The sequence below is a fragment of the Pseudorhodobacter sp. E13 genome (assembly GCF_003991405.1).
GTDB lineage: Bacteria > Pseudomonadota > Alphaproteobacteria > Rhodobacterales > Rhodobacteraceae > Pseudorhodobacter.
On sequence record NZ_RPEN01000159.1, the window covers coordinates 172,177 to 196,480 of the forward strand.

At 64.1% G+C, this 24,304-nt stretch carries 20 protein-coding genes; 10 read left to right on the forward strand and 10 right to left on the reverse strand.

The window, feature by feature from the left end; genetic code table 11:
• Positions 1 to 215 precede the first annotated feature (215 nt).
• Positions 216 to 2,276 (forward strand): S8 family serine peptidase, encoded by a 2,061-nt coding sequence (locus EGN72_RS16960; RefSeq protein ID WP_127049749.1) that lies wholly within the window; start codon positions 216 to 218, stop codon positions 2,274 to 2,276.
• A gap of 82 nt (positions 2,277 to 2,358) precedes the next feature.
• On the opposite strand, the gene EGN72_RS16965 is transcribed toward EGN72_RS16960, so the two are convergent.
• Positions 2,359 to 3,447, reverse strand: a complete 1,089-nt coding sequence (locus EGN72_RS16965; protein ID WP_127049751.1) for a phosphatase PAP2 family protein — start codon at positions 3,445 to 3,447, stop codon at positions 2,359 to 2,361.
• Positions 3,448 to 3,693: 246 nt separating this feature from the next.
• Between EGN72_RS16965 and EGN72_RS16970 the strand changes: the two genes are divergently transcribed.
• Positions 3,694 to 5,361 (forward strand): hypothetical protein, encoded by a 1,668-nt coding sequence (locus EGN72_RS16970; protein WP_127049753.1) that lies wholly within the window; start codon positions 3,694 to 3,696, stop codon positions 5,359 to 5,361.
• A 138-nt stretch (positions 5,362 to 5,499) separates the two neighbouring features.
• Here the strand turns inward: EGN72_RS16970 and EGN72_RS16975 are convergent, their stop codons facing one another.
• Genes EGN72_RS16975 through EGN72_RS16990 form a run of 4 tightly spaced genes read right to left on the reverse strand, consistent with a single transcriptional unit; the run spans position 5,500 to position 8,740 of the window.
• On the reverse strand, positions 5,500 to 6,243 hold the full coding sequence (locus tag EGN72_RS16975; RefSeq protein ID WP_127049756.1) for a hypothetical protein: 744 nt from the start codon (positions 6,241 to 6,243) through the stop codon (positions 5,500 to 5,502).
• A 33-nt stretch (positions 6,244 to 6,276) separates the two neighbouring features.
• Positions 6,277 to 7,101 (reverse strand): sugar phosphate isomerase/epimerase, encoded by an 825-nt coding sequence (locus EGN72_RS16980; protein ID WP_127049758.1) that lies wholly within the window; start codon positions 7,099 to 7,101, stop codon positions 6,277 to 6,279.
• The gene (locus EGN72_RS16985; protein WP_127049760.1) at positions 7,098 to 8,483 is read right to left on the reverse strand and encodes a bifunctional enoyl-CoA hydratase/phosphate acetyltransferase; all 1,386 of its coding nucleotides are present in this window, start codon (positions 8,481 to 8,483) and stop codon (positions 7,098 to 7,100) included. The genes EGN72_RS16980 and EGN72_RS16985 overlap by 4 nt, the downstream gene beginning before the upstream one ends.
• Positions 8,484 to 8,542: 59 nt before the next feature.
• A complete protein-coding gene (locus tag EGN72_RS16990; protein ID WP_127049762.1) occupies positions 8,543 to 8,740 on the reverse strand; it encodes a heavy-metal-associated domain-containing protein in 198 nt (65 codons plus the stop codon).
• Between the two features lie 139 nt (positions 8,741 to 8,879).
• Between EGN72_RS16990 and EGN72_RS16995 the strand changes: the two genes are divergently transcribed.
• Together EGN72_RS16995 and cueR are read left to right on the forward strand one after the other, a co-directional pair.
• Entirely contained in the window at positions 8,880 to 11,309 is a 2,430-nt protein-coding gene (locus tag EGN72_RS16995; RefSeq protein WP_127049764.1) for a heavy metal translocating P-type ATPase, read from the forward strand.
• Positions 11,306 to 11,695 carry a Cu(I)-responsive transcriptional regulator gene (gene cueR, locus EGN72_RS17000; protein WP_127049766.1) on the forward strand — a complete coding sequence of 130 codons (390 nt, stop codon included), beginning with the start codon at positions 11,306 to 11,308 and terminating at the stop codon, positions 11,693 to 11,695. The genes EGN72_RS16995 and cueR overlap by 4 nt, the downstream gene beginning before the upstream one ends.
• Before the next feature lie 78 nt (positions 11,696 to 11,773).
• On the opposite strand, the gene EGN72_RS17005 is transcribed toward cueR, so the two are convergent.
• Together EGN72_RS17005 and hemE are read right to left on the reverse strand one after the other, a co-directional pair.
• On the reverse strand, positions 11,774 to 13,375 hold the full coding sequence (locus EGN72_RS17005; protein WP_127049769.1) for an alpha-amylase family glycosyl hydrolase: 1,602 nt from the start codon (positions 13,373 to 13,375) through the stop codon (positions 11,774 to 11,776).
• 169 nt (positions 13,376 to 13,544) lie between these two features.
• Positions 13,545 to 14,576 carry a uroporphyrinogen decarboxylase gene (gene hemE, locus EGN72_RS17010; RefSeq protein ID WP_127049771.1) on the reverse strand — a complete coding sequence of 344 codons (1,032 nt, stop codon included), beginning with the start codon at positions 14,574 to 14,576 and terminating at the stop codon, positions 13,545 to 13,547.
• A 107-nt stretch (positions 14,577 to 14,683) separates the two neighbouring features.
• On the opposite strand from hemE, the gene hemC reads away from it, so the two are divergent.
• The gene (hemC, locus tag EGN72_RS17015) at positions 14,684 to 15,628 is read left to right on the forward strand and encodes a hydroxymethylbilane synthase (protein WP_127049773.1); all 945 of its coding nucleotides are present in this window, start codon (positions 14,684 to 14,686) and stop codon (positions 15,626 to 15,628) included.
• Positions 15,615 to 16,346, forward strand: a complete 732-nt coding sequence (locus EGN72_RS17020) for a serine/threonine protein phosphatase (protein ID WP_127049775.1) — start codon at positions 15,615 to 15,617, stop codon at positions 16,344 to 16,346. Before hemC ends, EGN72_RS17020 begins: the two co-directional genes overlap by 14 nt.
• Here the strand turns inward: EGN72_RS17020 and EGN72_RS17025 are convergent.
• On the reverse strand, positions 16,327 to 17,772 hold the full coding sequence (locus EGN72_RS17025; RefSeq protein ID WP_233587171.1) for an FAD-binding oxidoreductase: 1,446 nt from the start codon (positions 17,770 to 17,772) through the stop codon (positions 16,327 to 16,329). The genes EGN72_RS17020 and EGN72_RS17025 overlap by 20 nt on opposite strands.
• 98 nt (positions 17,773 to 17,870) lie before the next feature.
• Here EGN72_RS17025 and EGN72_RS17030 point away from each other — a divergent pair, with 98 nt between their 5' ends.
• The gene (locus EGN72_RS17030) at positions 17,871 to 18,512 is read left to right on the forward strand and encodes a YceI family protein (protein ID WP_127049778.1); all 642 of its coding nucleotides are present in this window, start codon (positions 17,871 to 17,873) and stop codon (positions 18,510 to 18,512) included.
• 12 nt (positions 18,513 to 18,524) lie between these two features.
• On the opposite strand, the gene EGN72_RS17035 is transcribed toward EGN72_RS17030, so the two are convergent.
• A complete protein-coding gene (locus EGN72_RS17035; RefSeq protein WP_127049779.1) occupies positions 18,525 to 19,217 on the reverse strand; it encodes an arylesterase in 693 nt (230 codons plus the stop codon).
• On the opposite strand from EGN72_RS17035, the gene EGN72_RS17040 reads away from it, so the two are divergent.
• From EGN72_RS17040 to argE, 3 genes are all read left to right on the forward strand, one after another.
• The gene (locus tag EGN72_RS17040) at positions 19,216 to 19,923 is read left to right on the forward strand and encodes an ABC transporter ATP-binding protein (protein ID WP_127049781.1); all 708 of its coding nucleotides are present in this window, start codon (positions 19,216 to 19,218) and stop codon (positions 19,921 to 19,923) included. The two genes, EGN72_RS17035 and EGN72_RS17040, sit on opposite strands and share 2 nt — an antisense overlap.
• Entirely contained in the window at positions 19,920 to 22,439 is a 2,520-nt protein-coding gene (locus EGN72_RS17045; RefSeq protein WP_127049783.1) for an ABC transporter permease, read from the forward strand. Before EGN72_RS17040 ends, EGN72_RS17045 begins: the two co-directional genes overlap by 4 nt.
• 90 nt (positions 22,440 to 22,529) lie before the next feature.
• A complete protein-coding gene (gene argE / locus EGN72_RS17050) occupies positions 22,530 to 23,678 on the forward strand; it encodes an acetylornithine deacetylase (RefSeq protein ID WP_199743785.1) in 1,149 nt (382 codons plus the stop codon).
• Between the two features lie 58 nt (positions 23,679 to 23,736).
• Here the strand turns inward: argE and EGN72_RS17055 are convergent, their stop codons facing one another.
• The gene (locus EGN72_RS17055; protein ID WP_233587172.1) at positions 23,737 to 24,303 is read right to left on the reverse strand and encodes a DUF1287 domain-containing protein; all 567 of its coding nucleotides are present in this window, start codon (positions 24,301 to 24,303) and stop codon (positions 23,737 to 23,739) included.
• Between the last annotated feature and the right edge of the window lies 1 nt (position 24,304).

Here is a 24,304-nt window from a genome sequence, read left to right on the forward strand (position 1 = left end):
CAGAGCATGGCACAGCCTGCCGATCAATCCCCGCAGGGCTGGAATTTTGTATCAAGCACAATGCCCCGCGCCACCCCAACCAAAGCCGCGACCAAGGGCATGCGTGAAACTACCGTCAAAACCCGCCCGCCCCCGCGCAAGGGGTTTGACCGCAGGGCGGCGGCCCCGCCATAGTCAAACCATTGATGCAGACCAGCCGCGCGCGGAGATTTCAGATGATGCTTTCCGAAGACACTGCCCCGATGTTGCCCGCCGATACCCCCTATCTGGATTGGGCACGCCTGCAACAGCAGCCAACCGCAGCGACCGCCTCACAGCTTATTCCCGCCTTGGTGCGTTTGCAGGCGGATGGCAAGGATACCAGCGCCGCCCTCGCCGCGCTGGCCGATGCGCTTCTGGCGCAAGAGATCTTGATGGATCGCGACGATCTGGAGGATCTGGGCCTGCTGGCCGATGCCCCGCAGCGCGCCACCCCGCCCAGCCCGCGTGATATCTTTACCGTTTTCATCGCGGCCCGAGGCTTTGCCGCCACCCAGTCGCGGCTGTCGTGCGCGGTGGAATTCCTGCACCTTGGCCGCGCGATAGAGGCACCTGAGGCCGCTATTGCGCTGACCCCGGCCCCAGCGCTGGCCGAAGATACCGCCCCGATCCCGCCCGAAACCCCCATTGTGGCGGTGATTGATGACGGTATCGGCTTTCTCAACACCCGGTTTTGCCGCCGCGATCTGCGCCGCCATGCGCCTGCCCGCTATCGCACACGCTTTCATGCGGTCTGGCTGCAAGCCTTTCAGACCATCCCGATGCCAAGCTACAGCCCGGCCTATGTGCAGGCCGGACAAGTGCTGCACCGGCGCGATATTGATGCCCTGCTCGCCCTAGGCCCCCGGCTGGAGGAGGAGGACAGCTATCGCCGCCTCAACCGGCAGCTTCTGGAACCCGGCGCGCATTGTTCGACCGAATTCGGCTTTACCCATGGCACCCATATCCTTGCCCTTGCCGCCGGGGCAGACCCGGAAAGCGATGGTCCGGTGCAGGATTGGCCGCTTCTGGCCGTGCAATTGCCCCCCGAAGCGGTGGACAATACCGCAGGCACCCAATTGGAACCATGCATCATCGACGCCGTGCGCTGGATCTTGCGGCAGGCCCGGCGGATGAATGATCACAGCCCGGTGGTCATCAACATCTCTTTCGCCACGTTTGCCGGGCCGAAAGATGGCACCAAACCGATTGAGGCGATGGTGAAACATCTGCTGGAACGCTGGCAGGTGAAAACCGGGCGTCAGGCGCGGCTGGTCTTTGCCTTTGGCAACGCGCGGCGCAACCGGCAAAGCGCCTTTGCCACCCTTGCCCCGCAGGTGGCGCAAAGCGTCGACTGGTGCCTGCAACCCGATGATTTCGCCCCCTCTTACCTTGAACTGAGGCCCCTGACCCCGGCAGACCTGTCACGCCTGACGCTGACCCTGACCGCGCCGGATGGCCGCGTGCAAGCCCTGCCCCCGATCCCTGCCAATTCCCGGCGCTTGATACGGGACGCCCAAGGCCGCAGCATCGGCGCGTTTTATCACGTCGGGGCCAGACCCAGCGCGCCGGGTGTCGTCACCCCGGCCCATGCGGTTCTGGCGATGGCGGCCTCAACCGGCGCGCCTGTTACGGCGGCGCATGGGCGCTGGCGGCTGACGCTGGCGGCCACTGGCCCCAACGATCTGCCGATCCGGCTAGAGGTGCAGCGCGGCGATACCGTCATGGGCTACCGCCTGAACGGACGGCAATCCTATCTGGACGCGCCGCAGGCCTATGGCTGGGATGCGGAAACCGCCGATTACCGCCAGCCCGACTCCGCAGGCCCCATCACCCGCGCCGCCAGCCATTCCAGCTTTGCCACCGCGCAATCGCCTTGCATCTATACGGTCGGCGCCGCGCGGGGCGACACACTGGGCCCCTGCCTCTATTCCCCCGATGGCGCGGCATGGACAGTGCCCGGCCCCACGCTTTCGGCAGTGGCAGATCGCGGCACCGCCCTGCGCGGGCTGGTGGCAAGCGGCACGTTCAGCGGATCGGGCCGCGCGCTCAATGGCACCTCTGCTGCGGCGGGGGTCGCCTCGCGCCTCATCGCGCAGGCCTTTGCCGATGGCCAGATTCCGCCCCCCCCCGGCATGGCTGAGGCGGCGCATCTGGTCGCCACCTATGGCCCGCAGCCGCAACCGGGACGAACCGCGCGGCAAGGGGCAGGCGTTCTGGCACCCCTCCGGCAAGCGGTCGCAGTTTCGGTGGTCTGACCCCCCAAAAACCAAAAAGGGCTGCCGCGCAAACGGCAACCCTTTCCGATGGTTGCGGCAACGTTGCTCTGGGGAGGCGCCGTTATCGCACCCATTCATCCTTTGCGACTTGCCACAGGTTGGACAGAACCGGTGACGGAGGATCGACAAAGGAAACCATGCCCGCGCTTGGCAAAATGCCTTCCAGCGTTTCGAGCGAGAAATCATCTACAAACCCGGTGCCATTGAACTGGCGCACCGGGGTTTCGGCCTGACCGGACAACCAGTTGATCACCATCTCGCCAATCCCCAGCCCCAGCACGGCACCCGCCATACTGTCCGAGGGGTAATGCACACCGGCGATGGTGCGGTTGGTGGCAATCCGCGCGGCCAGCCGCATCGGATGGCTGCGCGCCGTGACGGCATCCAAAGCATCCACCGGCCCGCCTGCCTGCAAGGCACTGAACACCTGCGCCACGGCAAAGGCCTCGGTCGCGTGGCCGCTGGGCCAACTGCCATGGCCGGGGGTCTGAATGACGGGCTGCACATCGGATGAGGTCTGTATCGGGCGCGGGAAATCGAAATGCATCTTCAGCCGCATCTCCATCTGCCCCACCATGCGCAACACCGCCCAGATCAGTTCCAGCGACCGTTTGGTCGCCACCCGGTCCAGATACCCCAGCCCCCCAAAGAATGAGACGATATCGCCGGTCTGCACCTGAATTTCGGCCAGCCGGTCCATCCGCAAATCGGCATAGCTGCGGATCAAGGACATTTGCGCATCGACAAAGGCCTGATCATAGACCGGGCGCGTCAGGATCACGGCATCCGCCCCGCCAGCGGCCCGCGCCTTCACGATCCCCTTTTGGGCTGTGCTGATGTCCAGCCCGGCAAGGCAGCCCAGCTCATAATCCAGCACGGCGGCTTGCGGGCCGTCCTGCATCTTGCGAAACGCATCCCAACCGCCGGGGGTGGCATTGTCAATCGCGCGGCCCCCGACCCCGGTCCATTGCCGCGAAATCCCGTCCCGGGTGGTGGCAAGGGCCAGCGACAGATAAGGCCCCGCCGAACCGCCCGCCCCTTGGGTGCCCTGCGTGCCTTGGGTCCCTTGCGTTCCTTGGGTGCCTTGTGTTCCTTGAGTGCCCTGCGTCCCTTGCGTTCCTTGCGTGCCCTGCGTTCCGGAAAATGACATGCTCAAAAACTCCTGACGGTGACAAAATTGGCCTTTGCAAGCCTAAAAGCCCCTCGCGCGCCAATGCAAACCGCTTTTGCGCAGGCTGCGGATTTTTACGGATTTTTGACGAAGTAAAGGCACTACCCGCAACGGAAAACTGGTGGTAGGTTGGTCGGGCGCGGTCTGACCGGGCCAAAAGGGTGGGGCCGCAAAAGCGGCCAGAGTGGGGAAAGCGACCCGTCTTTTGAGGGGGACATTGGGGATATGCCTGAAGGGCAAGACCATCAAGCGGCGACACCATCCGTGGCGATTTCGCTTTACGGGCCATTTGCGGTGCGCGCCCTTGCAAATGATGAGGATCTGACCCCCCGCCCGCATAAGTCGCGGGCTGTGCTGGCGCTGCTGGCGCTGTCACCGGATTTTCGCCGCACCCGCCGCTGGATCGAAGAACGGTTGTGGAGCGATCGCGCGCCCCAGCAAGCTGCGGGCAGCCTGCGGCAGGCCTTGGTCGATCTGCGCAAATCGCTGGGGCCCTGTGGTGATATCATCGAGGCGGATCGTGAATGGGTCAGCCTGACCAAAACAGCTGTCCAGATCGAGGCGGCAAGCGAAGGCGCGGGTGAGTTGCTGGAAGGCATCTCGGTGCGCGACCCGGCATTTCAGCGCTGGCTCGACTCTGTCCGTCGCCCGCAAGCCGTGGGGGGGATGCTGCCCGCCGCGCATTTCGCCGGGCTGGCCGCAGCCTTTCCTGCCGCCGAGCTTGAGGCGGAGCCAATCGTCATTTCCTGCGGCACGGCCAACCTGCCGGGCACCAGTGGCGGGATCGTGGCCGAAATCATCGCCTCGCGCATCGGCGAGGAAATCTCGGACCATGTGACCGCCTGCACCGTCACGCAACGGCCCAGCGGGGCCGCCGGGCAGAACGGTGCGGCGCAGGGCGGGCCTGTCGCCGATCTGGATGTGACCTGCAATGTGATCGAAGATAACGGCATCTGTCTGGCCTTTATCAAGGTGGTGCATGTCGCCTCGGGGCGGGTTTTGTTTGCGAAGGATTGCCGCTTTGTCGGCACCGCGACCTCGCTTGTGGGCAGTGAGGCGCTGATTGGTGCGGCCTTCGAAGCGTCAGAGAAAACCGTTGCCAAGGTGCCGCATGTGCTGGGCCTGTCCCGGATGGCGACCAAATCGGCGGCGCTGGGGCAATTGGCGCTGCATAAGATGTTTTCCTTTGATGAGGCGCAGCTGAGTCAGGCGGATCGCTTGATGGAACAGGCCTATGAGGTGGAAGGCAACGCCGTTCATCTGGCGTGGCGCGGCTTGCTTCAGATGGTCAAGGCGATTGAGCTGAGCCAGGCCCAGCGCCCGGAATTGCACGATATGGCCCAAAGCCTGACCAATTACGCGATGGAAAGTAAGAATGGCAATTCCACGGTGAAGGCCCTTGTCAGCCAGACCCGCGCGATGCTGTTTGGTGATGCGGTGGCCGCAGGGCAAGCCGCCGCGCAGGCCCTGGAGGCGAACCCGCGCAACCCCTTCGCGCTGCAAGCGATGGCGGTGGCAAAGATGTTGGCCGGGGAAGGCGAGCAGGCCTATCAGATGTCGGCGCTGGGGCGATCCTATGCCAGCCGGTCCACGTTCCGGCATTGGTGGGACGCCCATCATGCGACGGTTTGCGTGGCCACCGGGCGGGTGGATGAGGCAATCCGCGCCGCCGAGGCCGCCGCTTTTGGCGCGCCCAGCCTGCGGCCCGCCTATCGGTATCTTTTGTCGCTTTATGCCCATCGGGGGGAGTTGGACCGCGCCGCCCTGATGCAGACCCATCTGGAGAAACTGGAGCCGGGCTTCACGCTGGACCGGATGATTGAGGACCCGGATTACCCGGTGCGAACCTTGCGGAAAACCGGGTTGCTGAAAGCGTTGAAAAAGCTGCAATAGGCTGCGATTCCGCCCGGTGAATCGCGCGCGGAATGGGCGTCAACCCATTGATAAAACGCAACAACGCCTGAAATCTTCATCAATTCTTAACACTTGAATCGCAGTCCGCGCTAGCAGCCACAATCACCCAAAAAACGCTCAATCCTCAAACCGCGCTAGGGAGCGCCGCGCGCCGAAATCGATCAGCAAAAGCACAAGGCCCATCACGCCAAAGATCATGGCGATCATCCTTGGGCCTGCAAACGCCTTTTGCAGCTTTTCAGCGCGGCGGTTGTCGATGAATTCCAGCGCATAGGCTTGGTCTGTCACGTTAAGCCCGGCGGCACGGAGTGTAGGTGCAAGATCACCGTTGAAGCCGAACATTCTGGCTTTGACCGCAAGACGGGTTTGGGCAACAGCGCCTGTGCTGCCGGGGGGCAGACCCTCTTTGACCAGCGCCTGCGCGTATTGCTCTAGCGTCCTTGCCTCTGCGATCCATGGCATCGTGACGAAGGTTTTTACCGGATCGCCGGGCTGCCAATCGGCACCTGTCAGGGGGAAAAGCGTGATGTAGCCGCCAATTCGCGCCCTTTCGATCTGGTAGTTGACCTTGGAAAGGGCATCAAGCTGGACATAGCCGTCCAGCACTGCCTCGCCCAAGGTGCCCGTAAGGCTCGTCTCGGAAAACTCGGCCACAGAAACGGGCGTATCCGGCGCTTTTCCGGCAAAGACAACGCCTTGAACGGCATAGAGAAAGGCCCCAGCGGCGCAGAGCAAAAGAACCGCGCCAAGATAGCGGAAAACGGCTGCAACACGGCGGGCCTTTCGGCGCGATGCGGCGGAGAGGCTGTCGGGGTCCAGAATGGCGGCAAAAACGATAAAGTAGACACAGAGACTGGCCATCGCACCCAACTGAAACGCACTCTTTTGCGACGCCTACTCTGCCAGCCCCAGCGCCGCAAGATGTGCGGCCCCTCGGGTGACATTGCGCAAATCGTTCACTTCCAGAATCAGGCGGGGCATCTGTGGCAGGGCGTGCAGGGCGGCAAAGATGGCGTGCCAGTTCAGCGGGCCATCGCCGGGGTGCCAGTGGCGGTCGGCAAAGCCGTCGCTGTCTTGCAGATGCACATGGGCCAGCCGTTTGCCCGCCGCCATCACATAGGTATCAACCGGGGGGGCACCAGCAGTGACATGGGCGTATTGTGCGTGCCCGGTATCAAGCGACACTTGCAAGGCCGGGGAGTTCAGCGCCGCGACCATGCGCACCCGCGCCGCCGGGTCCACATCTTCGATATTTTCCAGCACAAGGCCCACGCCCGTATCTTCGGCCCGTTTCAACACAGGGCCAAGGATATAGCGCACGCGTTCTATCTGGATCATCGCGTCATGGGCGCTGACCTGCTGGTTGCCATGGTCCCATGTGCTGATAGGCGAATGGATGACCATTTGCGTGGCCCCCAACGCCTCGCACACCTCCAGCGCCTTGAGCATCCGCGCCTGCACAATCAGCGCGACATCCGGGTCGGCGGTATCAAGGCTGAAGCCGATATAGGGGCCGTGGATGCCGATGCGCCCGGTCAACCCGTCGATCAGGGATTTGGCGCGGGCCAAGGGGGCCGACAGATCGCCGTTCAGCACATGCGGCAGGCAAAAGCTTTGGATTTCAAGGTCGCGCGGGGCACAAAGCATCCAATCGCGGTGCAGCGCCAGCATATCCAGCGTCAGGGCGGCCCCCAGAACGGGTTTTGGCGTGGGTTTCATAGCGCCCCCCCTTTCATGCGGGCATGGTGAATGGAGGCCACCGCGCAAGAGGCAAGCCGCGCCATGGAACTGTCGGAGCGGGAGTTGAGGATGACAGGCACCCGCGCGCCCATCACCAGTCCCGCCGCCTCGGCATGGCTGATATAGGCGAGTTGTTTGGCCAGCATATTGCCCGCGTCAATGCCCGGCACCACCAGCACCTCGGCGCGGCCTGCAACCTCTGACGTGATGCCTTTGGTGCGGGCCGCAGCCATAGAGACGGCGTTATCCATCGCCAGCGGGCCATCGACAAAGCCGCCCGTGATTTGCCCGCGTTCGGCCATCTTGGACAGCAGCGCCGCGTCGATAGAGGACGGGATCGCGGGGTTCACGGTTTCCACCGCCGACAGCACGCCAACGCGAGGGGTCGCGATGCCGATGGAGATGGCCAGATCAATGGCGTTTTGCACGATATCCACCTTGGTCGGCAAATCCGGTGCGATGTTGATGGCGGCATCTGTGACCAGCAGCGGGTGGTCCAGCCCCGGCACATCCATCACGAAAATATGGGTCAGGCGGCGGCCGATGCGCAGGCCTTTGTCACGGTCGACCATCGGGCGCAGCATGTCATCAGTGTGCAGGTTGCCCTTCATCACCGCATCGGCGCGGCCTTCATGCACCAAGGCCACGGCGCGGGTGGCGGCATCCGTGTGGCTGGGGGCGTCGATGACCTCAATCCCCGTCAGATCGGCCCCCAATTCGGCGGCGGCGGCGGTGATCTTGGCCGCGTGGCCGACAAGGATCGGGGTGATGATGGTATGTTTCAGCGCCAGAAGCGCGCCCCCCAGCGAGGAGGCGTTTTCCGGGCAGATCACGGCGGTGCGCAGGGGCGGCAGGGGTTCGGCCAGTGCCAGCAGCGCCTCAAAATGCCGATGGCGGCGCACGGTCAGACCCGGCAGGGTGGAGCCATCGACCCGGTAGGTTCTGGTCGGGGCCTGCACGCGCACGGAGCCTGACAGGATCAGGGTTTGATCCATATCGCGGGTGACTTGGGCGGCCAGCGTCACCACGCCTGCATCCAGCCCGGTGACGGTCACGGTTGTCAGCAGCTCATCCCCGGCATGGGCGCGGGCATGGAAGGTATAATCCTGCGACAGGGTCACGATGCCCGGCCCCGGCAATTGCGTGCCCAGAAGCGCCGCGACCAGCGAGGCGGCAAAGGCCGAAGGCACCATCGCCTCGGCCTGTCCGTCGCCGTCCCCGTCCAGCCCCGGCAGGTGCAAGGGGTTATGGTTGCCGGTGGCGGCGGCAAAGATGAACAGATCATCCGCCGTGCACAGCCGGGTGGAATGTGCCGTATCGCCGATGGACAGCGTTTCAAACAGCCGGTTTTCAAGGATCATGGGGCGCTCCGCTTTGTCGGGCATACTGTGCCGCCCTGCGCCCGCGGGGGCAAGGCCGCTTAGGCCGGTTCTGCCGGGAACCCTACGGCAGCAAGCGCTGCGATCATGGCCGGAACGGTCTGGGAGGAGGTGATTTCGGCGCGGCGGGTGGTCAGATCGACCTGCACCTGCGCACCGGGGTCGAGTTTGCGGATCGCGGTTTCGACGGCGGCTTTGCAATGGCCGCAGCTCATATCGGGGATGGAAAGTGTGGTCATGTTGGATTTGCCTCTGAAGGATGCGTTTGGGTGACTATGGGGCTTCCTGCTGGGGGAAGGTCAAGAGATGATTTTGCCGAATAGGCCTTGACCTTCCCGTGACTGGAACCCCTATGTTGCCCTTGAAAGTGAGGGCAGCATGGCCGGGTATACGTTTGAAGTGGAAGGCATGACCTGCGGTGCCTGCGTGGGCCGGGTGGAGCGGATTTTGTCGGCGGTCGATGGCGCGGGCAAAGCGGTGGCGAACCTTGCGCAAAACAGCGCGACCGTGGAAGGGGGCGCTGCCCCTGCGCTGGCGGCGGCCTTGGAACAGGCCGGGTTTGCCGCGCGCGAGACGCATCTGACGCTGGCCATCGAGGGGATGACCTGCGCGTCCTGTGTGGGGCGGGTGGAGCGCGGTCTGGCCGCCCTGCCCGGTGTGACGCAAGCGCAGGTCAATCTGGCGACGAGCAGCGCCGAGGTTCGGTTTTTGGCAGGTGCGGTGACGCCGGATGCGTTGATTTCGGCGGTTGCCGCCTTGGGCTATGTTGCAAAACCACAAGCGCAGCTTGGGGCGGAGGACCACAAAACCGCCGAGATGGACGATCTGCGGCGGCAATTGCTGACGGCGCTTGTGCTGGCGCTGCCAGTGTTTGTGCTGGAAATGGGTGGGCATCTGGTGCCCGCCTTTCACCATTTCATCCTGCGCACGATTGGCACGCAGACCAATTGGCTGATCCAGTTCGTGCTGACAACGGCGGTGCTGATCGGGCCGGGGCGGGTGTTTTACCGGCGCGGCTGGGCCTCGTTGCGGCATGGGGCGCCGGATATGAATGCGCTGGTGATGATCGGCACGGCGGCGGCCTATGTGTTTTCGGTCATCGCCACCTTTGCGCCGGGGCTGTTGCCCAGCGCCGCCCGCGCGGTGTATTTTGAGGCCGCCGCCGTCATCGTCACGCTGATCCTGCTGGGCCGCTGGATGGAGGCGCGGGCCAAGGGCCGCACCGGGGCCGCGATTGCGCGGCTGGTCGGGCTGGCCCCCAAAACCGCACAGGTGGAGCGCGACGGTGTGGTGCAGGACCTGCCGCTGGATCAGGTGCTGGTGGGGGACATCCTGCATCTGCGCCCCGGCGAAAAGGTCGCCGTGGATGGTGAGGTGCTGACCGGCGACAGCTATGTCGATGAAAGCATGATCTCGGGCGAGCCTGCGCCAGTGGCCAAAACCGTGGGGGCGGCGATCACCGGCGGCACGGTGAATGGCACCGGGGCCCTGACCTATCGCGCGTTGCGGGTGGGGGCCGATACGATGCTGGCGCAGATCATCCGCATGGTGGGCGAGGCGCAAGGCGCGCGCCTGCCGGTGCAGGATCTGGTGAACAAGATCACCGGCTGGTTCGTGCCTGCGGTGCTGTTGGCCGCCGCGCTGACGGTGTTGGCCTGGGTGGTCTTTGGCCCCGCCCCTGCGCTGACCCATGCTTTGGTGGCGGGGGTGGCGGTGCTGATTATCGCTTGCCCCTGTGCAATGGGATTGGCGGTGCCTGTGTCGATCATGGTGGGCACGGGGCGCGCGGCGGAACTGGGGGTGCTGTTCCGCAAGGGCGATGCCCTGCAAGGCCTGCAATCGGTTCAGGTGATTGCCTTGGACAAAACCGGCACGCTGACCGCAGGTCGCCCGGAAATGACCGATATGGTGCTGGCCAAGGGCTTTGACCGCAATGTCGTGCTGGCCCGCATCGCGGCGGTGGAGGCCAAATCCGAGCATCCGATCGCGCAGGCGATTTTGCGGGCCGCGCGCGACAAAGGGCTGGAGGTGCCGCCTGCTTTTGATTTCGCCTCGCACACCGGGTTTGGCATTGCCGCCCAAGTGGCGGGGCAGCGGATGCTTGTCGGCTCTGCCCGGTTCATGGCCCGCGAAGGGGTCGATCTGGGGGATCTGGGCAAGGCAGGCGACACGCTGGCCGCCAATGGCAAGACACCGCTGTTTGCCGCCATGGCCGGGCGGATTGCCGCGGTGATCGGGGTGGCCGACCCGGTGAAGCCCGGCACGCCAGAGGCGATTGCCGCCTTGAAGGCGATGGGGCTGCGGGTGGTGATGATCAGCGGCGACACCAAGGCCACAGCACGGGTGATCGGCGGAGAGTTGGGGATCACCGAGGTCGTGGCCGAGGTTTTGCCCGAAGGCAAGGTAGAGGCGTTGGCCGCGTTGCGGGCGGATGGTGCGCGTTTGGCCTTTGTCGGTGACGGGATCAATGACGCGCCGGCGCTGGCCAGTGCCGATGTGGGCATCGCGATTGGCACCGGCACCGATGTGGCGATTGAAGCGGCGGATGTGGTGCTGATTTCGGGCGATTTGCGCGGCGTGGTTTCGGCGTTGACGGTCAGCCATGCGACGATGCGCAATATCAAGCAAAACCTGTTCTGGGCCTTTGGCTATAATGCCGCCCTGATCCCGGTGGCGGCGGGGGTGTTGTATCCGCTTTGGGCGGTGCAGCTTTCGCCGATGCTGGCGGCGGGGGCGATGGCGATGTCATCGGTCTTTGTGTTGTCCAACGCGCTGCGGCTGCGCTGGGTTTCGGGGGGAATGGCATGAACATCAAAGACGCCAGCGCGCGGGCCGGATTGCCCGCCAAAACCATCCGCTACTATGAGGAGGTGGGGCTGATCCGGCCTTTGCGCGATGCCAATGGCTACCGCGCCTTTCGGGAAAGCGATGTGCATAAGCTGGGCTTTCTGGGCCGCGCGCGGGCCTTGGGCTTCACCATCGAGGATTGCCGCGTGCTGCTGTCGCTGTATGAGGATCAGAGCCGCGCCAGTGCCGATGTAAAGGAGATTGCGCAAAAGCATCTGGCGCAGATTTCCGACAAGATTGCGGCCTTGCAGGCGATGCAGGCCACGCTGTCGCATCTGGTGGCCTGTTGCCATGGTGATGACCGCCCCGACTGCCCGATCCTTGCAGATCTTGCCCCGCCGGGGTGAGGTGATTTGGGCGATATGCCTTGTGGCGGGTCGGGGTAGGTATTTTTGCCAAGATGAAACCGGGGGGAGCGTTTTGCTTTAGCCCGGTTTCACCTCGGTCGCGCCTGTGAGGAAGGCAAAGCCATTGGCGGGAAGCTGAAGCTTTGCACCAGACAGCGCGGCCGCATGGGGGCCTGTCAGCGCGGCACCTTGGGTGACATGCAACTGCTGGGGCTGTGGAGACAGGTTGTAAAGGCAAAGCAAGCCGTCGCGCCAAAAGCCCAAAATCGGTTCCGGCAGATTGGCAAAGCGGGTTTTGCCATAGCGCAGCGCCGGGATTTCTTTGCGAAACGCCAGTGCTGTGCGATACGCCGCCAGCACCGAGCCTGTGGCGTGTTCGGCATCTTGCCCAGCCACATTCCGGGCTTTTTGCGGGGCTTTGATCGGCAGCCAAGGGGTGCCGGTGGTAAAGCCTGCCTGCGCGCTGTCATCCCAGACCATTGGCGTGCGGCAGCCATCACGGCCTTTGTAATCGGGCCAGAATTTGAAACCCGGCGGGTCTGTCAGTTCGGAATAAAGGATATCGGTTTCGGTCTGGCCCAGTTCCTCGCCCTGATAAAGGCAGAGCGAGCCTTCGAACCCGATCAGCATGGCGATGGCTTGTTTTGCCAAGGCGTCTGGTGCGCCGTGGTCTTGCCAGCGGGTGACGTGGCGGATCACGTCATGGTTGGAAAAGCTCCAGCAGGGGCAGCCATTGGGGGCGGCGGAATAGAAGCCTTCGATCTTTTGGCGGAAATGGTCGGCGGTGAATTCGGGGCCGAGCATATCAAAGGAATAGGCCATATGCAGGCGGCTGTTGCCTGCGGTGTATTGGGCCATGATCTCGCCCGCGCGGCGGGATTCGCCTACCTCGCCCACCATGGCGCGGCCTTCGTATTCATCGGTCAGCGCGCGGAGGCGTTCCAGAAAGGCAAGGTTTTCCGGGCGGTTCTTGGAATAGAGGTGGTCTTGCATGTCATAGGGGTTGACCTTGGGCGCGGCGGTGTTGCGCGGGTCGGGCGGGTTGGAGCGGAGGCTCTGATCGTGGAAGTAGAAGTTCACCGTATCAAGGCGAAAGCCGTCGACGCCGCGATCGAGCCAAAAGCGCATGGTGGACAGCAGCCAATCCTGCACATCCGGGTTGTGGAAGTTGAAATCGGGCTGCGAGGTCAGGAAGTTGTGCAGGTAATATTGCCGCCGCCGCGCATCCCATTCCCAGGCTGAGCCGCCGAACACCGATACCCAGTTATTTGGCGGGGTGCCATCGGGCAGCGGGTCCACCCAGACATACCAATCGGCGCGCGGGTTGTCGCGGCTGGAGCGGCTTTCGACGAAGAACGGGTGCTGATCCGACGAATGGCTGATGACCTGATCGACGATGACTCTCAGCCCCAGCGCATGGGCGCGGGCAACCAACGCGTCAAAATCTGCCAGCGTGCCGAACAGCGGGTCGATATCGGTGTAGTTTGAGACATCATAGCCCATATCGGCCATGGGCGAGGTGAAGATCGGTGAGAGCCAGATCGCATCGACCCCAAGGCTGGCCACATGATCCAGCCGGGCGGTGATGCCCGGAAGATCGCCGATGCCGTTGCCGCTGCTGTCCTGAAACGAGCGCGGGTAGATTTGATAGGTTACTGAATTGCGCCACCAGTCTTGCATGCCCGCTCCCCATTGTCGTCCGTTGGTCAAACGACCCTAAAGGCGCGCTGCGCGCAAGTCTTATTCGAAGCAAAGGGGGCGCTGCCCCCTGACCCCCGGGATATTTGGAAATAGATGAAGGCAGGCGGACTGACCGCTCTTTCATCTTGGTCCAAATACCTATCCGCAGTCAGCCACCTCGCACCGCGTCGATCATGCGGCTGACATTGTCGGGGTCGGCATCGGGTGTGATGCCATGGCCGAGGTTGAAGATATGCGGGCCGCCGGAGAAAGCCTTTACGATGCGGCGGGTTTCATCCACCAGCGCCTGACCGCCTGTGACCATGTGGTGTGAGGCGAGGTTGCCTTGCACGCAGCCATCCACCTGCACATGTTCTGCTGCCCATTCCGGGGTGACAGAGTTATCCAGCGCGATGCAATCGGCACCTGTCGCGCGGGCAAAGCCGATATAGCCTTCGCCGCCTTCACGCGGGAAGGCGATGATGGGCAGGTTGGGGTGGCGTTGTTTCAGCGCAGCGATGATGCGTTTGGCGGGCAGCAACGCGAAATCGTGGAAATCCTGCCCCTTGAGGCTGCCGGCCCAGCTGTCAAAGAGTTTCACCACCTCGGCCCCGGCTTTCACTTGGGCATCGAGATATTCGATCGTGCCATCGGTGATGCGGTCGATCAGCGCCTGAAACGCCGGGCGGTCATGGTCTTTGAGCTTATGCGCCGGAGCCTGATCGGGGGTGCCGCGCCCGGCGATCATATAGGTGGCCACCGTCCAGGGCGCACCCGCAAAGCCGATCAGCGTGGTTTCGCGCGGCAATTCGCGGGCCAGAATGCGCACGGTTTCATAGATTGGCGACAGGGTTTCGTGGATATCGGCGGTGGGTTTCAGCGCCTGCACCCCGGCCATATCGGTGATGGTGGACAGGCGCGGGCCTTCGCCCGTCACGAACCACAGATCCGCGCCAAGCGCTTGGGGCAGCAGCAAGATATCGGCAAACAGGATCGCCGCATCAAAGCCATAGCGGCGGATCGGTTGCAGCGTCACCTCGGCGGCCAGATCGGGATTGTAGCACAGTTTGAGAAAATCGCCGGCCTGCGCCCGCGTTGCGCGATATTCGGGCAAATAGCGCCCTGCCTGACGCATCATCCAGATCGGGGGCGTGGGCAGGGTTTCGCCGCGCAGCGCACGCAGGATGGTCTTGTCGGTCATATCGCTCTCCTTTGGCTTGCGCCTTGCCTTCCAAGATCGGGCGGGCTTGTCAATATGACACATCATCCCCCGTTGAAAGAGGGGCGCGGGGAGGCTAGGAAAGGGGCATGAAAAATGCACCCCCCTCCCCCGCCCAACCGCTGCGTATTGGCACCCGTGGTTCACCGCTTGCCCTGTGGCAGGCGCATGAGGTGCGGCGCAGCCTGATGGTGGCACATGATCTGCCCGAAGCCGCGTTTGAGGTGGTGGTGATCAAGGTCACGGGCGATATGATTCAGGATCGCGCGTTGAAGGACATCGGCGGCAAGGGCCTGTTCACCCGTGAGATCGAGGAAGCGCTGCTGGCGGGGTCCATCGACATCGCGGTGCATTCGATGAAGGATATGCCGACGATCCAGCCCGACGGCCTTGTGCTGGAATGTTATTTGCCGCGTGAGGATGTGCGCGATGCCTTTGTGTCGCCCGGTGTGGCGCGCTTGGCGGATTTGCCGCAGGGCGCGGTGGTCGGCTCGTCCAGTTTGCGGCGGCGGGCGCAGCTTGCCTTGCGGCGGCCTGACCTGACGCTGGTGGAATTTCGCGGCAATGTGCAGACGCGCATGAAAAAGCTGGACGATGGCGTGGCCGTGGCGACGTTTCTCGCGATGGCCGGGCTGAACCGCTTGGGCATGGCGCATGTGGCGCGGTCTGCCATTGAGCCGGAGGAGATGCTGCCCGCCGTGGCGCAAGGCGCGATTGGGGTGGAGCAGCGGGCGGATGACGCGCGGGTGCGCGGGTTGCTGGACGCCATTCATTGCACCCCCACGGGGCAGCGGGTGAATGCCGAACGCGCCTTCCTGCGCGAATTGGACGGGTCTTGTGAAACGCCGATTGCGGCGCTTGCCTTACTGGAAGGCGATACGCTGTGGCTGCGGGGCGAGATTTTGCGCCCCGATGGGTCGGAATCGCTTGCCGATGATATCCGTGGCCCGGTGGCCGATGGGCCGGGTTTGGGCCGGGCATTGGCGCAAACCCTGTTGGGCCGTGCGCCGAGGGGTTTCTTTGACTGGCGATAAGGCCGCGCTGGAGGCCGCGATACAGGCCGCATTGGCCGGACCTTATCACCGCATCCAAGCGCTGCCCCTGCCCGATGGCCGCAAGGTCTGGCTGAAACGGGCCGAGCGGTTGACGGGCCGCATGCGGCTGCAAAAAGGCAGCGGGGCCAAGGGTTTTGCGCGCGAATGGGAAGGGCTGCGCCTGTTGGGCGAGGTTGGTTTGCCCGCCGCCCCCATTCTGGCGGCGGGGCCTGACTGGTTCGTGACCCCTGATCTGGGGCCGACCCTGCGCAGCTTGCTTTGGGACGGTGATGCCGGGCGCGATCTGGCCCCGATCTTTGCGGCGGCGGGGGGGGCGCTGGCGCGGCTGCATCTGGCCAGCTACCGCCATGGTCGCCCTGCCATTCGCGATCTGTGCTGGGATGGCCATGCTGTGCATTTCATTGATCTGGAGCGGTTTTCGCCGGTCAAATCCGACCCTCGTGGGCTGGCACTGGACCTGATGGTCTTTGTGCATAGTCTGATGGCGGATGGTTTGCAGGTGCCCGCAGACCGGGCGGAACAGGTGCAAGAGGCTGCGATTGCGGCCTATCGCGGGCTGGCCCCCGGTATCTGGGCGCAGGCGCGCGTGACCGCAGGCTGGCTGCGCTGGTTGCCGCCATTGGCCCGGTTGAGCGGGTCGCGCGAGTGGCGGGCGCTGGCTCCGACCTTAGCGCGGTTCAGGCAGGATCGGGGATAATTTTGCCGGGGTTCATGCGGTTTTCGGGGTCAAGGGCGGCTTTGATGCTGCGCATGACGTCCAGCGCCACCGGGTCTTTGCGCCGCGCCATGGAGGCGCGCTTGGACAGGCCGACGCCATGTTCTGCCGAAAAGCTGCCGTGCAGCGCCTGCACTTCATCCTCAACCGCGGCGACGACCTGATCGTAAAGCGCCGGGTCATCGCGGGTGGGAAAGACGGTGTAATGCACATTGCCATCGCCCAGATGCGCGACGCAAAGATCTTCGGCCCCCGGATCGAGGCTTGGCAGGCGCGCGGCCATGCGGCGCAAGAAGGTATCAACCTTGTCCAGCGGCACGGCGATATCGGTATCAATTGCGGGTTTGCGGGCGAAGGTGATTTCGGCGGCCAGTTCGCGGCGTTCCCACATGGTGCGGCGCTGCGCCTCGGATTGGGCAATCTCGGCGTCCAGCACCATACCTGCCTCCATCATCTCGGCCAGCGCCTCTTGCAGCAGAAGGGTCACGGGCACCTCGCCTGCGTCATTGGGGGTGGCGTCGCGGGGGGCGGTGGCGCCGACCTCGACCAGAATATTCACCTGCTGGCGGGGGGTAAAGGGTTGGCGGATATCGGGTCGCACCTCGGCCAGACGGCGCATATAGGTTTCGGGCATGAATTCAAACGCCTCCACCGCGCCGCCTGTCGCCTCGCGCAGGCGGTTCAGCAGCAGCAAGGCATCGGGCAAGGACCGCGCGGCCAGCGTGGCGGTGGCATAGGCGCGCGGGCGCGGCACCAGTTTCATCACCGCCGCCGTGATGATGCCCAGCGTCCCCTCGGCCCCGATGAACAGATCGCGCAGGTCATAGCCGGAGTTGTCCTTGTGCAGTTCCGACATCAGGTTGAGGATGCGACCATCGGCCAGCACCACCTCCAGCCCGAGGCACAGCGCGCGGGTGGAGCCGTAGCGCAGCACGTTGGACCCGCCTGCATTGGTCGACAGCACACCGCCGATCATGGCCGAACCGCGCGCGCCGAACCACAGCGGGAAGTAAAGCCCCTGCGCCTCGGCGGCTTCGTGCAAGCGGTCAAGGATCACGCCCGCCTCGACCACGGCAATACGCGCCTCGGGGCGGATTTCGCGGATGCGGTTCATCCGCTCGGTCGAGATCATCAGGCCGCCGCACGTCATCGCCCCGCCCACCAGCCCGGTGCGCCCGGAAATCGGCACCACCGCCACGCCATGCTTGGCCGCCAGCTTCACGCAGGCCGCTACCTCCTCGGTCGTGGCGGGGCGCGCAACGGCCACTGGGTCGGCGGTATATTTGCCCGTCCAATCGCCGATATGGGCGGCACGGTCGGCCCCGGTCAGCACATGGGCCGCGCCCAGAAGGGATGTCAGGTCAGCGATCAGGGTCATCTGCGGCTCCGTCAGGATTTGGGGGATCATAGCTAACGGGACCCGTTTGACCAGACGGATTGCCGATTGACTCCCGCTTGGAAGCTGAAAAACTGCGGCCCTGCGTGGTCGGCAAGGAGAAGCATCTGATGAATTGGCTGTTTGCGGCGGTGATCGCCTTTGGCCTGACAGCCGCGCCCTTGCGCGCGCAGGATTTGCCGCCCCCGCCTGCGGGCCATTACACGCTGGACCTTGGCCATGCGCGGCTTTTGTTTCGCGTCGATCACCTTGGGATTTCCAAATACACCGCGATGTTTACCCGGTTTGACGCGGAGTTGCAGTTTGATCCTGCGGCACCAGAGGCGATGGCCCTGCGCGTGACGGTGGACCCGGCCTCGGTTGAAACGCATTACCCGGACGCGGGGCTTGATTTCAATGCGGTCTTGGCAGGGCCAGAGTTTCTGGATGCCGCGCAATTTCCGCAGATGGAATTTATCAGCACCAAAATCACCCGGACCGGGGAAAATACCGCCGATGTGACAGGCGATCTGACGCTGCACGGGGTGACGGCGCCGGTGGTTCTGGCCACGGTCTTCAACGGCGGCTATGGCGCGAACAGCTTTGATCCGGGCGGCGCGCGCATCGGGTTTTCGGCCACGGGCAACTTGCTGCGATCTGCCTTCGGCATCGGCTATGGTGTGCCCGCGCCTGACAGCGATTTTGGCGTATCGGACCGGGTAGAGATTATCATCGAAGCCGAGTTCAGCAACCCGGAGGCCAAGCAACCCTGAAGCGGTGTTCCGTCAGGGTTTGATCTTTTCCAACAATTCCAGAACCTTTGGCCCCATCGCCACCACGATTTTTTGCACGCCTTCTGCATTGGGGTGGATGCCATCGGCTTGCATGAAGGCCGGGTCCAGCCCGCCTTCGGCGGTGGCAATCGGGGCGAAATAGACGGGCAGGAACAGCGCGCCATATTGCGCGGCAAGGTCGGGGTAGATCGCCTCAAACTCGGCCTTGTAATCGGGGCCGAAATTGCCGGGGGCCTGCATACCGACCAGCAGAACCGGCAAATCCCGGCCTTTGGCGATATCCATGATCGTGGTCAGGTTGGCGCGGGCGGCCGCCGGGGGCAGACCGCGCAGCAGGTCATTGCCGCCCAGATTGACGATCAGCGCCTGCGCCCCGTCTGCCAGCGACCATTCCAGCCGCGCCGCGCCGCCTGCTGTGGTATCGCCTGACACGCCTGCATTGATCACCTCGGCCTGCACGCCCTGCCCTGCCAGCCACGCGTTCAGTTGCGGCACAAAGCCTTCGTCCTGCGGCAATCCATAGCCTGCTGTCAAACTATCCCCCAGCGCCAAAATGCGCGGCAGATCGGCGGCAAGCGCGGCCCCTGCGACGGAAAAGCCGAAAATCGACGTAAAAACAACGTTGCGGATTGCGCGCACCGCCCCATATGGAGGGGTAAGGCAAGACCGAAGGGCAGATTTCATGACGACACCTATTCTGGCGCTGACCGATGCAGCGCTGACGCTTGCGGGCAATGCGGGCCCGGTTTCCATTTTGCGCGGCATTTCACTGGAGGTCCAGCGCGGCGAAAGCCTTGGGCTGATCGGGCCGTCGGGGTCGGGCAAATCATCTCTCCTTATGGTGATGGGCGGGCTGGAGCGCGCGACATCGGGGTCGGTGCAGGCGCTTGGCCATGACCTGACCGCGATGGATGAGGACCAGCTTGCACGCTTTCGTAGGGATCATATGGGGGTGGTGTTCCAATCTTTCCACCTTATTCCCACGATGACCGCCTTGGAAAACGTGGCCTTGCCGCTGGAATTGGGCGGGGTGGAAGATGCCTTTGGGCGCGCCGAGGCAGAGTTGAACGCCGTGGGCCTTGGTGCGCGGATGGATCATTACCCCAGCCAGATGTCAGGCGGAGAGCAGCAGCGCGTGGCACTGGCCCGTGCCGCCGCCCCCCGTCCCGCGATCCTGTTGGCGGATGAGCCGACGGGCAATCTGGATGGCAAGAACGGTGCGGCGATCATGGACCTGTTGTTCGGATTGCGTGATCGGCACGAGGCAACGCTGATCATGGTGACACATGCGCCCGAACTGGCCGAGCGCTGCTCGCGCATTATCCGGCTGAATGACGGGCGGATTGATACATCGGCCCCCGAAGCAATTGCCCAATCGGGTGCTGCATGAGTTTGCGCCTTGCTGCCAAGATGGCCCGCCGCGAATTGCGCGGGGGCCTTGCCGGGTTTCGCGTGTTTCTGGCCTGCCTTGCGCTTGGCGTGGCGGCGATTGCCGCTGTCGGCATGGTGCGCGCCGCGATTGAGGGTGGGTTGGCCGAACAAGGGGCATCGCTGTTGGGTGGCGATGCGCAGATGGAATTCACTTATCGCACCGCCACAGAAGACGAACGCGCCTTCATGGACGCGATGGCCGTTGCCACGTCAGAGGTGATTGATTTCCGCTCGATGGCGGTGGTGGGCGATGACCGCGCGCTGACGCAGGTGAAGGCGGTAGATAGCGCCTATCCGCTGGTGGGGGCTGTGGTACTGGACCCGGTGCTGCCGCTGGCCGAGGCGCTTGGCACGGAAAACGGGCTGCCCGGTGCGGTGATGGACCGAGTGCTGGTGGACCGTTTGGGGCTGGCTGTGGGCGATGCGTTTACCATGGGCACCCAAAGCTTTCGGCTGTCGGCGGTGCTGGTGACAGAACCGGACAGCGCCACCGGGGGCTTCGGGCTTGGCCCGCGCACGATGGTGCTGACGCAAAGCCTTGCGCAGTCGGGCCTGATCGGCCCCGGCAGTCTGTTCGAATCCGAATATCGGTTGCTGTTGCCGCCTGAAACCGACCTTGATGCCGCCAAGGCCAAGGCCGAGGAGGCGTTTCGCGACAAGGGCTTGCGCTGGTCTGACAGCCGCCGCGCGACGCCGGGTGTGGCCCGGTTTGTCGAACGCATCGGGTCTTTTCTGGTGCTGGTCGGGCTTGCGGGTTTGGCCGTGGGGGGCGTCGGGGTTTCGGCCGCGGTGCGCGCCTATCTGGACAGCAAGATCGCCACGATTGCCACGCTGAAAACCCTTGGGGCCAGCGGGCGAATGATCTTTCAGACCTATCTGATGCAGATTGGCGCGCTGACGCTGTTGGGCGTGACCATGGGGTTGATTTTGGGCGCGGGTGTGCCCTTGGCCTTGTCGCCGCTGATCAAAGCCTCTTTGCCGTTTCCGGTGGCCTTCGGGCTTTACCCTGCGCCGCTGCTGGAGGCCGCGTTTTACGGCGTGGTGACGGCGCTGCTGTTCACACTCTGGCCCTTGGCGCGGGTGCAAAAGGTGCGCGCGGCGGTGCTGTATCGCGGCGGCGAAGGCCGGGTGGCCTGGCCGTCTTGGGTGCATCTTGCGGCAATGGCGCTGCTGGTGGTGCTGCTGATCGGCGGGGCCGCGTGGCTTTCAGGGCTGATGCTTTTGGCGCTGTGGTCGGCGGCGGGGGTTGTGGCGGCGCTGTGCATCTTGTGGCTGGCGGCTTTGGGCCTGCGCTTTGCGGCGCGCGCGCTTGCACGATCCGGCCTTGCGCGGGGCCGGGTTGGTCTGCGCGCCGCTTTGGCCGCCATCGGTGGCCCGCGGGATGAGGCGGCCTCGGTCATCTTGTCGCTGGGGCTGGGGCTGACGGTGCTGGCCGCTGTGGGCCAGATTGACGCCAACCTGCGCGCTGCGATTGACCGCGATTTGCCCAGCGTTGCGCCATCTTACTTCTTTGTCGATATCCAGAATGACCAGATTGACGGCTTTCTGGACCGCACCCGCAACGACCCGGCTGTCAGCAAGGTCGAAAGCTCGCCCATGCTGCGCGGTGTTGTCACCCAGATCAACGGGGTGGATGCGCGCGAGGTGGCGGGCGAGCATTGGGTGGTGCGCGGCGATCGTGGCGTGACCTATGCCGCCACCCTGCCCGAAGATACCACGCTGACGGGTGGCACCTTCTGGCCTGCCGATTACGCCGGGCCGCCGCAGCTTTCCTTTGCGCAGGAGGAGGCGGATGAGATCGGGTTGAAACTGGGGGACAAGATCACCGTCAACATCCTTGGCCGCGATATCGAGGCCGAGATCACCAGCTTCCGCGAGGTGGATTTTTCCACGGGTGGCATGGGCTTTGTGATGATGTTGAACCCCGGTGCCGTGGCAGGGGCACCCCATACCCATATTGCCACCGTCTATGCCGATGAGGCGGCCGAGGCACAATTGCTGCGAGATGTGGCGGGGGCTTACCCCAATATCACCGCCGTGCGGGTGCGCGATGCGATCAACCGGGTGTCGGACGCGCTGTCGGCCATTGCCACGGCAACCGCTTGGGCGGCGGGGGCGACCTTGCTGACAGGGTTTGTGGTGCTGATCGGGGCGGCGGCGGCGGGCGAACGATCGCGCATTTATGAAGCCGCGATTCTGAAAACCCTTGGGGCCAGCCGTGCGCAGATCATGCGCAGCTTTGCCCTGCGTGCCGCCCTGACCGGGGCTGCGGCAGGTGTGGTGGCCATTGCGGCGGGCGCGCTGGCGGCTTGGGCTGTCATGCGTTTCGTGATGGAGGTGGCCTTCATCTTTGAACCAATCTCAGCCCTTGCGATTGTGGCGGGCGGGGTGTTGGCGACGCTGCTTGCCGGATTGGCCTTTGTCTGGCGGCCCCTGAAGGCGCGGCCCGCGCAGGTGTTGCGCGCGCAGGATTGACAGCGCTGCGCCTTCGGCCTGTTGGGGGTGCCATCGGCGGCGGTCCTGCGCTATGACGGCAAAAGATGAAGCGGAGTTTTCCAAATGGACATGCGGGCCATCCTTGAACGTCTGATCGGGTTTGAAACCGTCAGCCATATGACCAACATCCCCCTGATGCGATTTGTCGAAGGGGTGCTGGCCGAGGCCGGGATTGAAAGCACCCTGATCTTTGACGAGACAGGCGAGAAAGCCAATCTTTACGCCGTGGTCGGCCCGCGCGATGTGCCGGGGGTGGTTTTGTCGGGCCATGTCGATGTGGTTCCGGTGGAAGGGCAGGACTGGACGCGCCCGCCCTTTGCCCTGACACAGGAAGGCAGCCGGCTATACGGGCGCGGCACCACCGATATGAAGGGTTTTGACGCTTGCGCGATTGCCTGCCTGTTGGCGGCGGCCAAGCGGGAATTGAAAGTGCCGCTGATCTTGGCGCTGAGCCATGACGAGGAAGTGGGCTGTCGCGGTGTGGGGTCGATAATCGACGCGATGGCCGAATGGCCCGTGAGCCCGCGCCTGTGCATCGTGGGCGAACCCACCAGCCTTGAGGCCGCGATTGGCCATAAGGGCAAGGTGGCGCTGCGCGTCCATTGCACGGGGCGGGCGGGACATTCTTCGGCCGCGCCACAGGCATTGAACGCGATCCATCTGGCGATGGATTTTACCGCCGCCGTGCGGGCGTTGCAGGCGCGCGTAGCGGCGGAAGGGCCGTTTGATACGGATTATGACGTGCCCTATACCACCTTACATGTCGGCAAGATCAACGGCGGGGTGCAGGTGAATGTGGTGGCCCATTCCTGCGTGATTGATATGGAAATCCGCTCACTCGCCGGGGATGACCCGGCGCGGTTGATTGCCAAGCTGGAGGCCGCCGCCGAAGCGATTGTCGCCCCTTTGCGCGGTGCGTTCCCCGAAGCGGCGATCCGGATCGAGCGGCTGTGGGATTACCCCGGCCTTGGCACCGCGGCGGATGCGGATGTTGTCAGCTTTGTCAAAGGGTTGACGGGGGGCAATGCGCATCTGAAAGTGGCCTATGGCACCGAAGGCGGTATGTTTGCGCAGCGGCTTGGCCTGCCCACGGTGGTCTGCGGCCCCGGCGCGATGGCACAGGGCCATATGCCGGATGAATTCATCGAGATCGCGCAACTGGAACGCTGCGAGGCGATGTTGGCGGCCTTGCTGGCGCGCTGCGAGGCAGGGTTCTGACCGGCGCTGTGGCTGGTTTGGGGAGCCTCCGGCGGAGGTATTTTTTACCAAGATGAAATCAGGGCGTGCCGAGGGTTTTCAGACGTTGCCGTGCAGTTTCGCTGATGCGGAAATGGCCGGTGATGGGGAAGTCGAACAGGCGGTCCTCTTCGCGCGCGCCGGCGCCGATATTGTGCAGCACCAAAGGATGCGCGCCTGTGCTGCGGTCTGACAGGATGCCGATATGGGGCAGGTTGCCGGGCAGCATCCATGTGACGATGTCACCGGGCTGAAACTGCGCCGGATCAGAGCTGAGTGGCAGCGCGGCCCCGACCCGTGTCATCAAGGTTTGCAGGTTCGGCACACGGCGGTGATCTATGTTGCGGTCGGTGGTGTGCAGCCCCCAGGTTTTGGGATAGGCGCTGAACGCCGCTTTCATGTCGCGGTTGGTGGCAAGTTGCAGATCAATGCCCCAGCCAGCCCGCAAGGCGCGGATCACCACATCGGTGCAGACACCGCGATCCATCGTGACATCGCCACCGGGAAAGGCGAGGCTTTGGTAGCTGGGGTCATAGGTCGTTGTGACGCCCACCTGACCGCGCGCGGCGGCGATCAGAGCGGGATCGGCCAGGGTGGCTGTGGGCAAG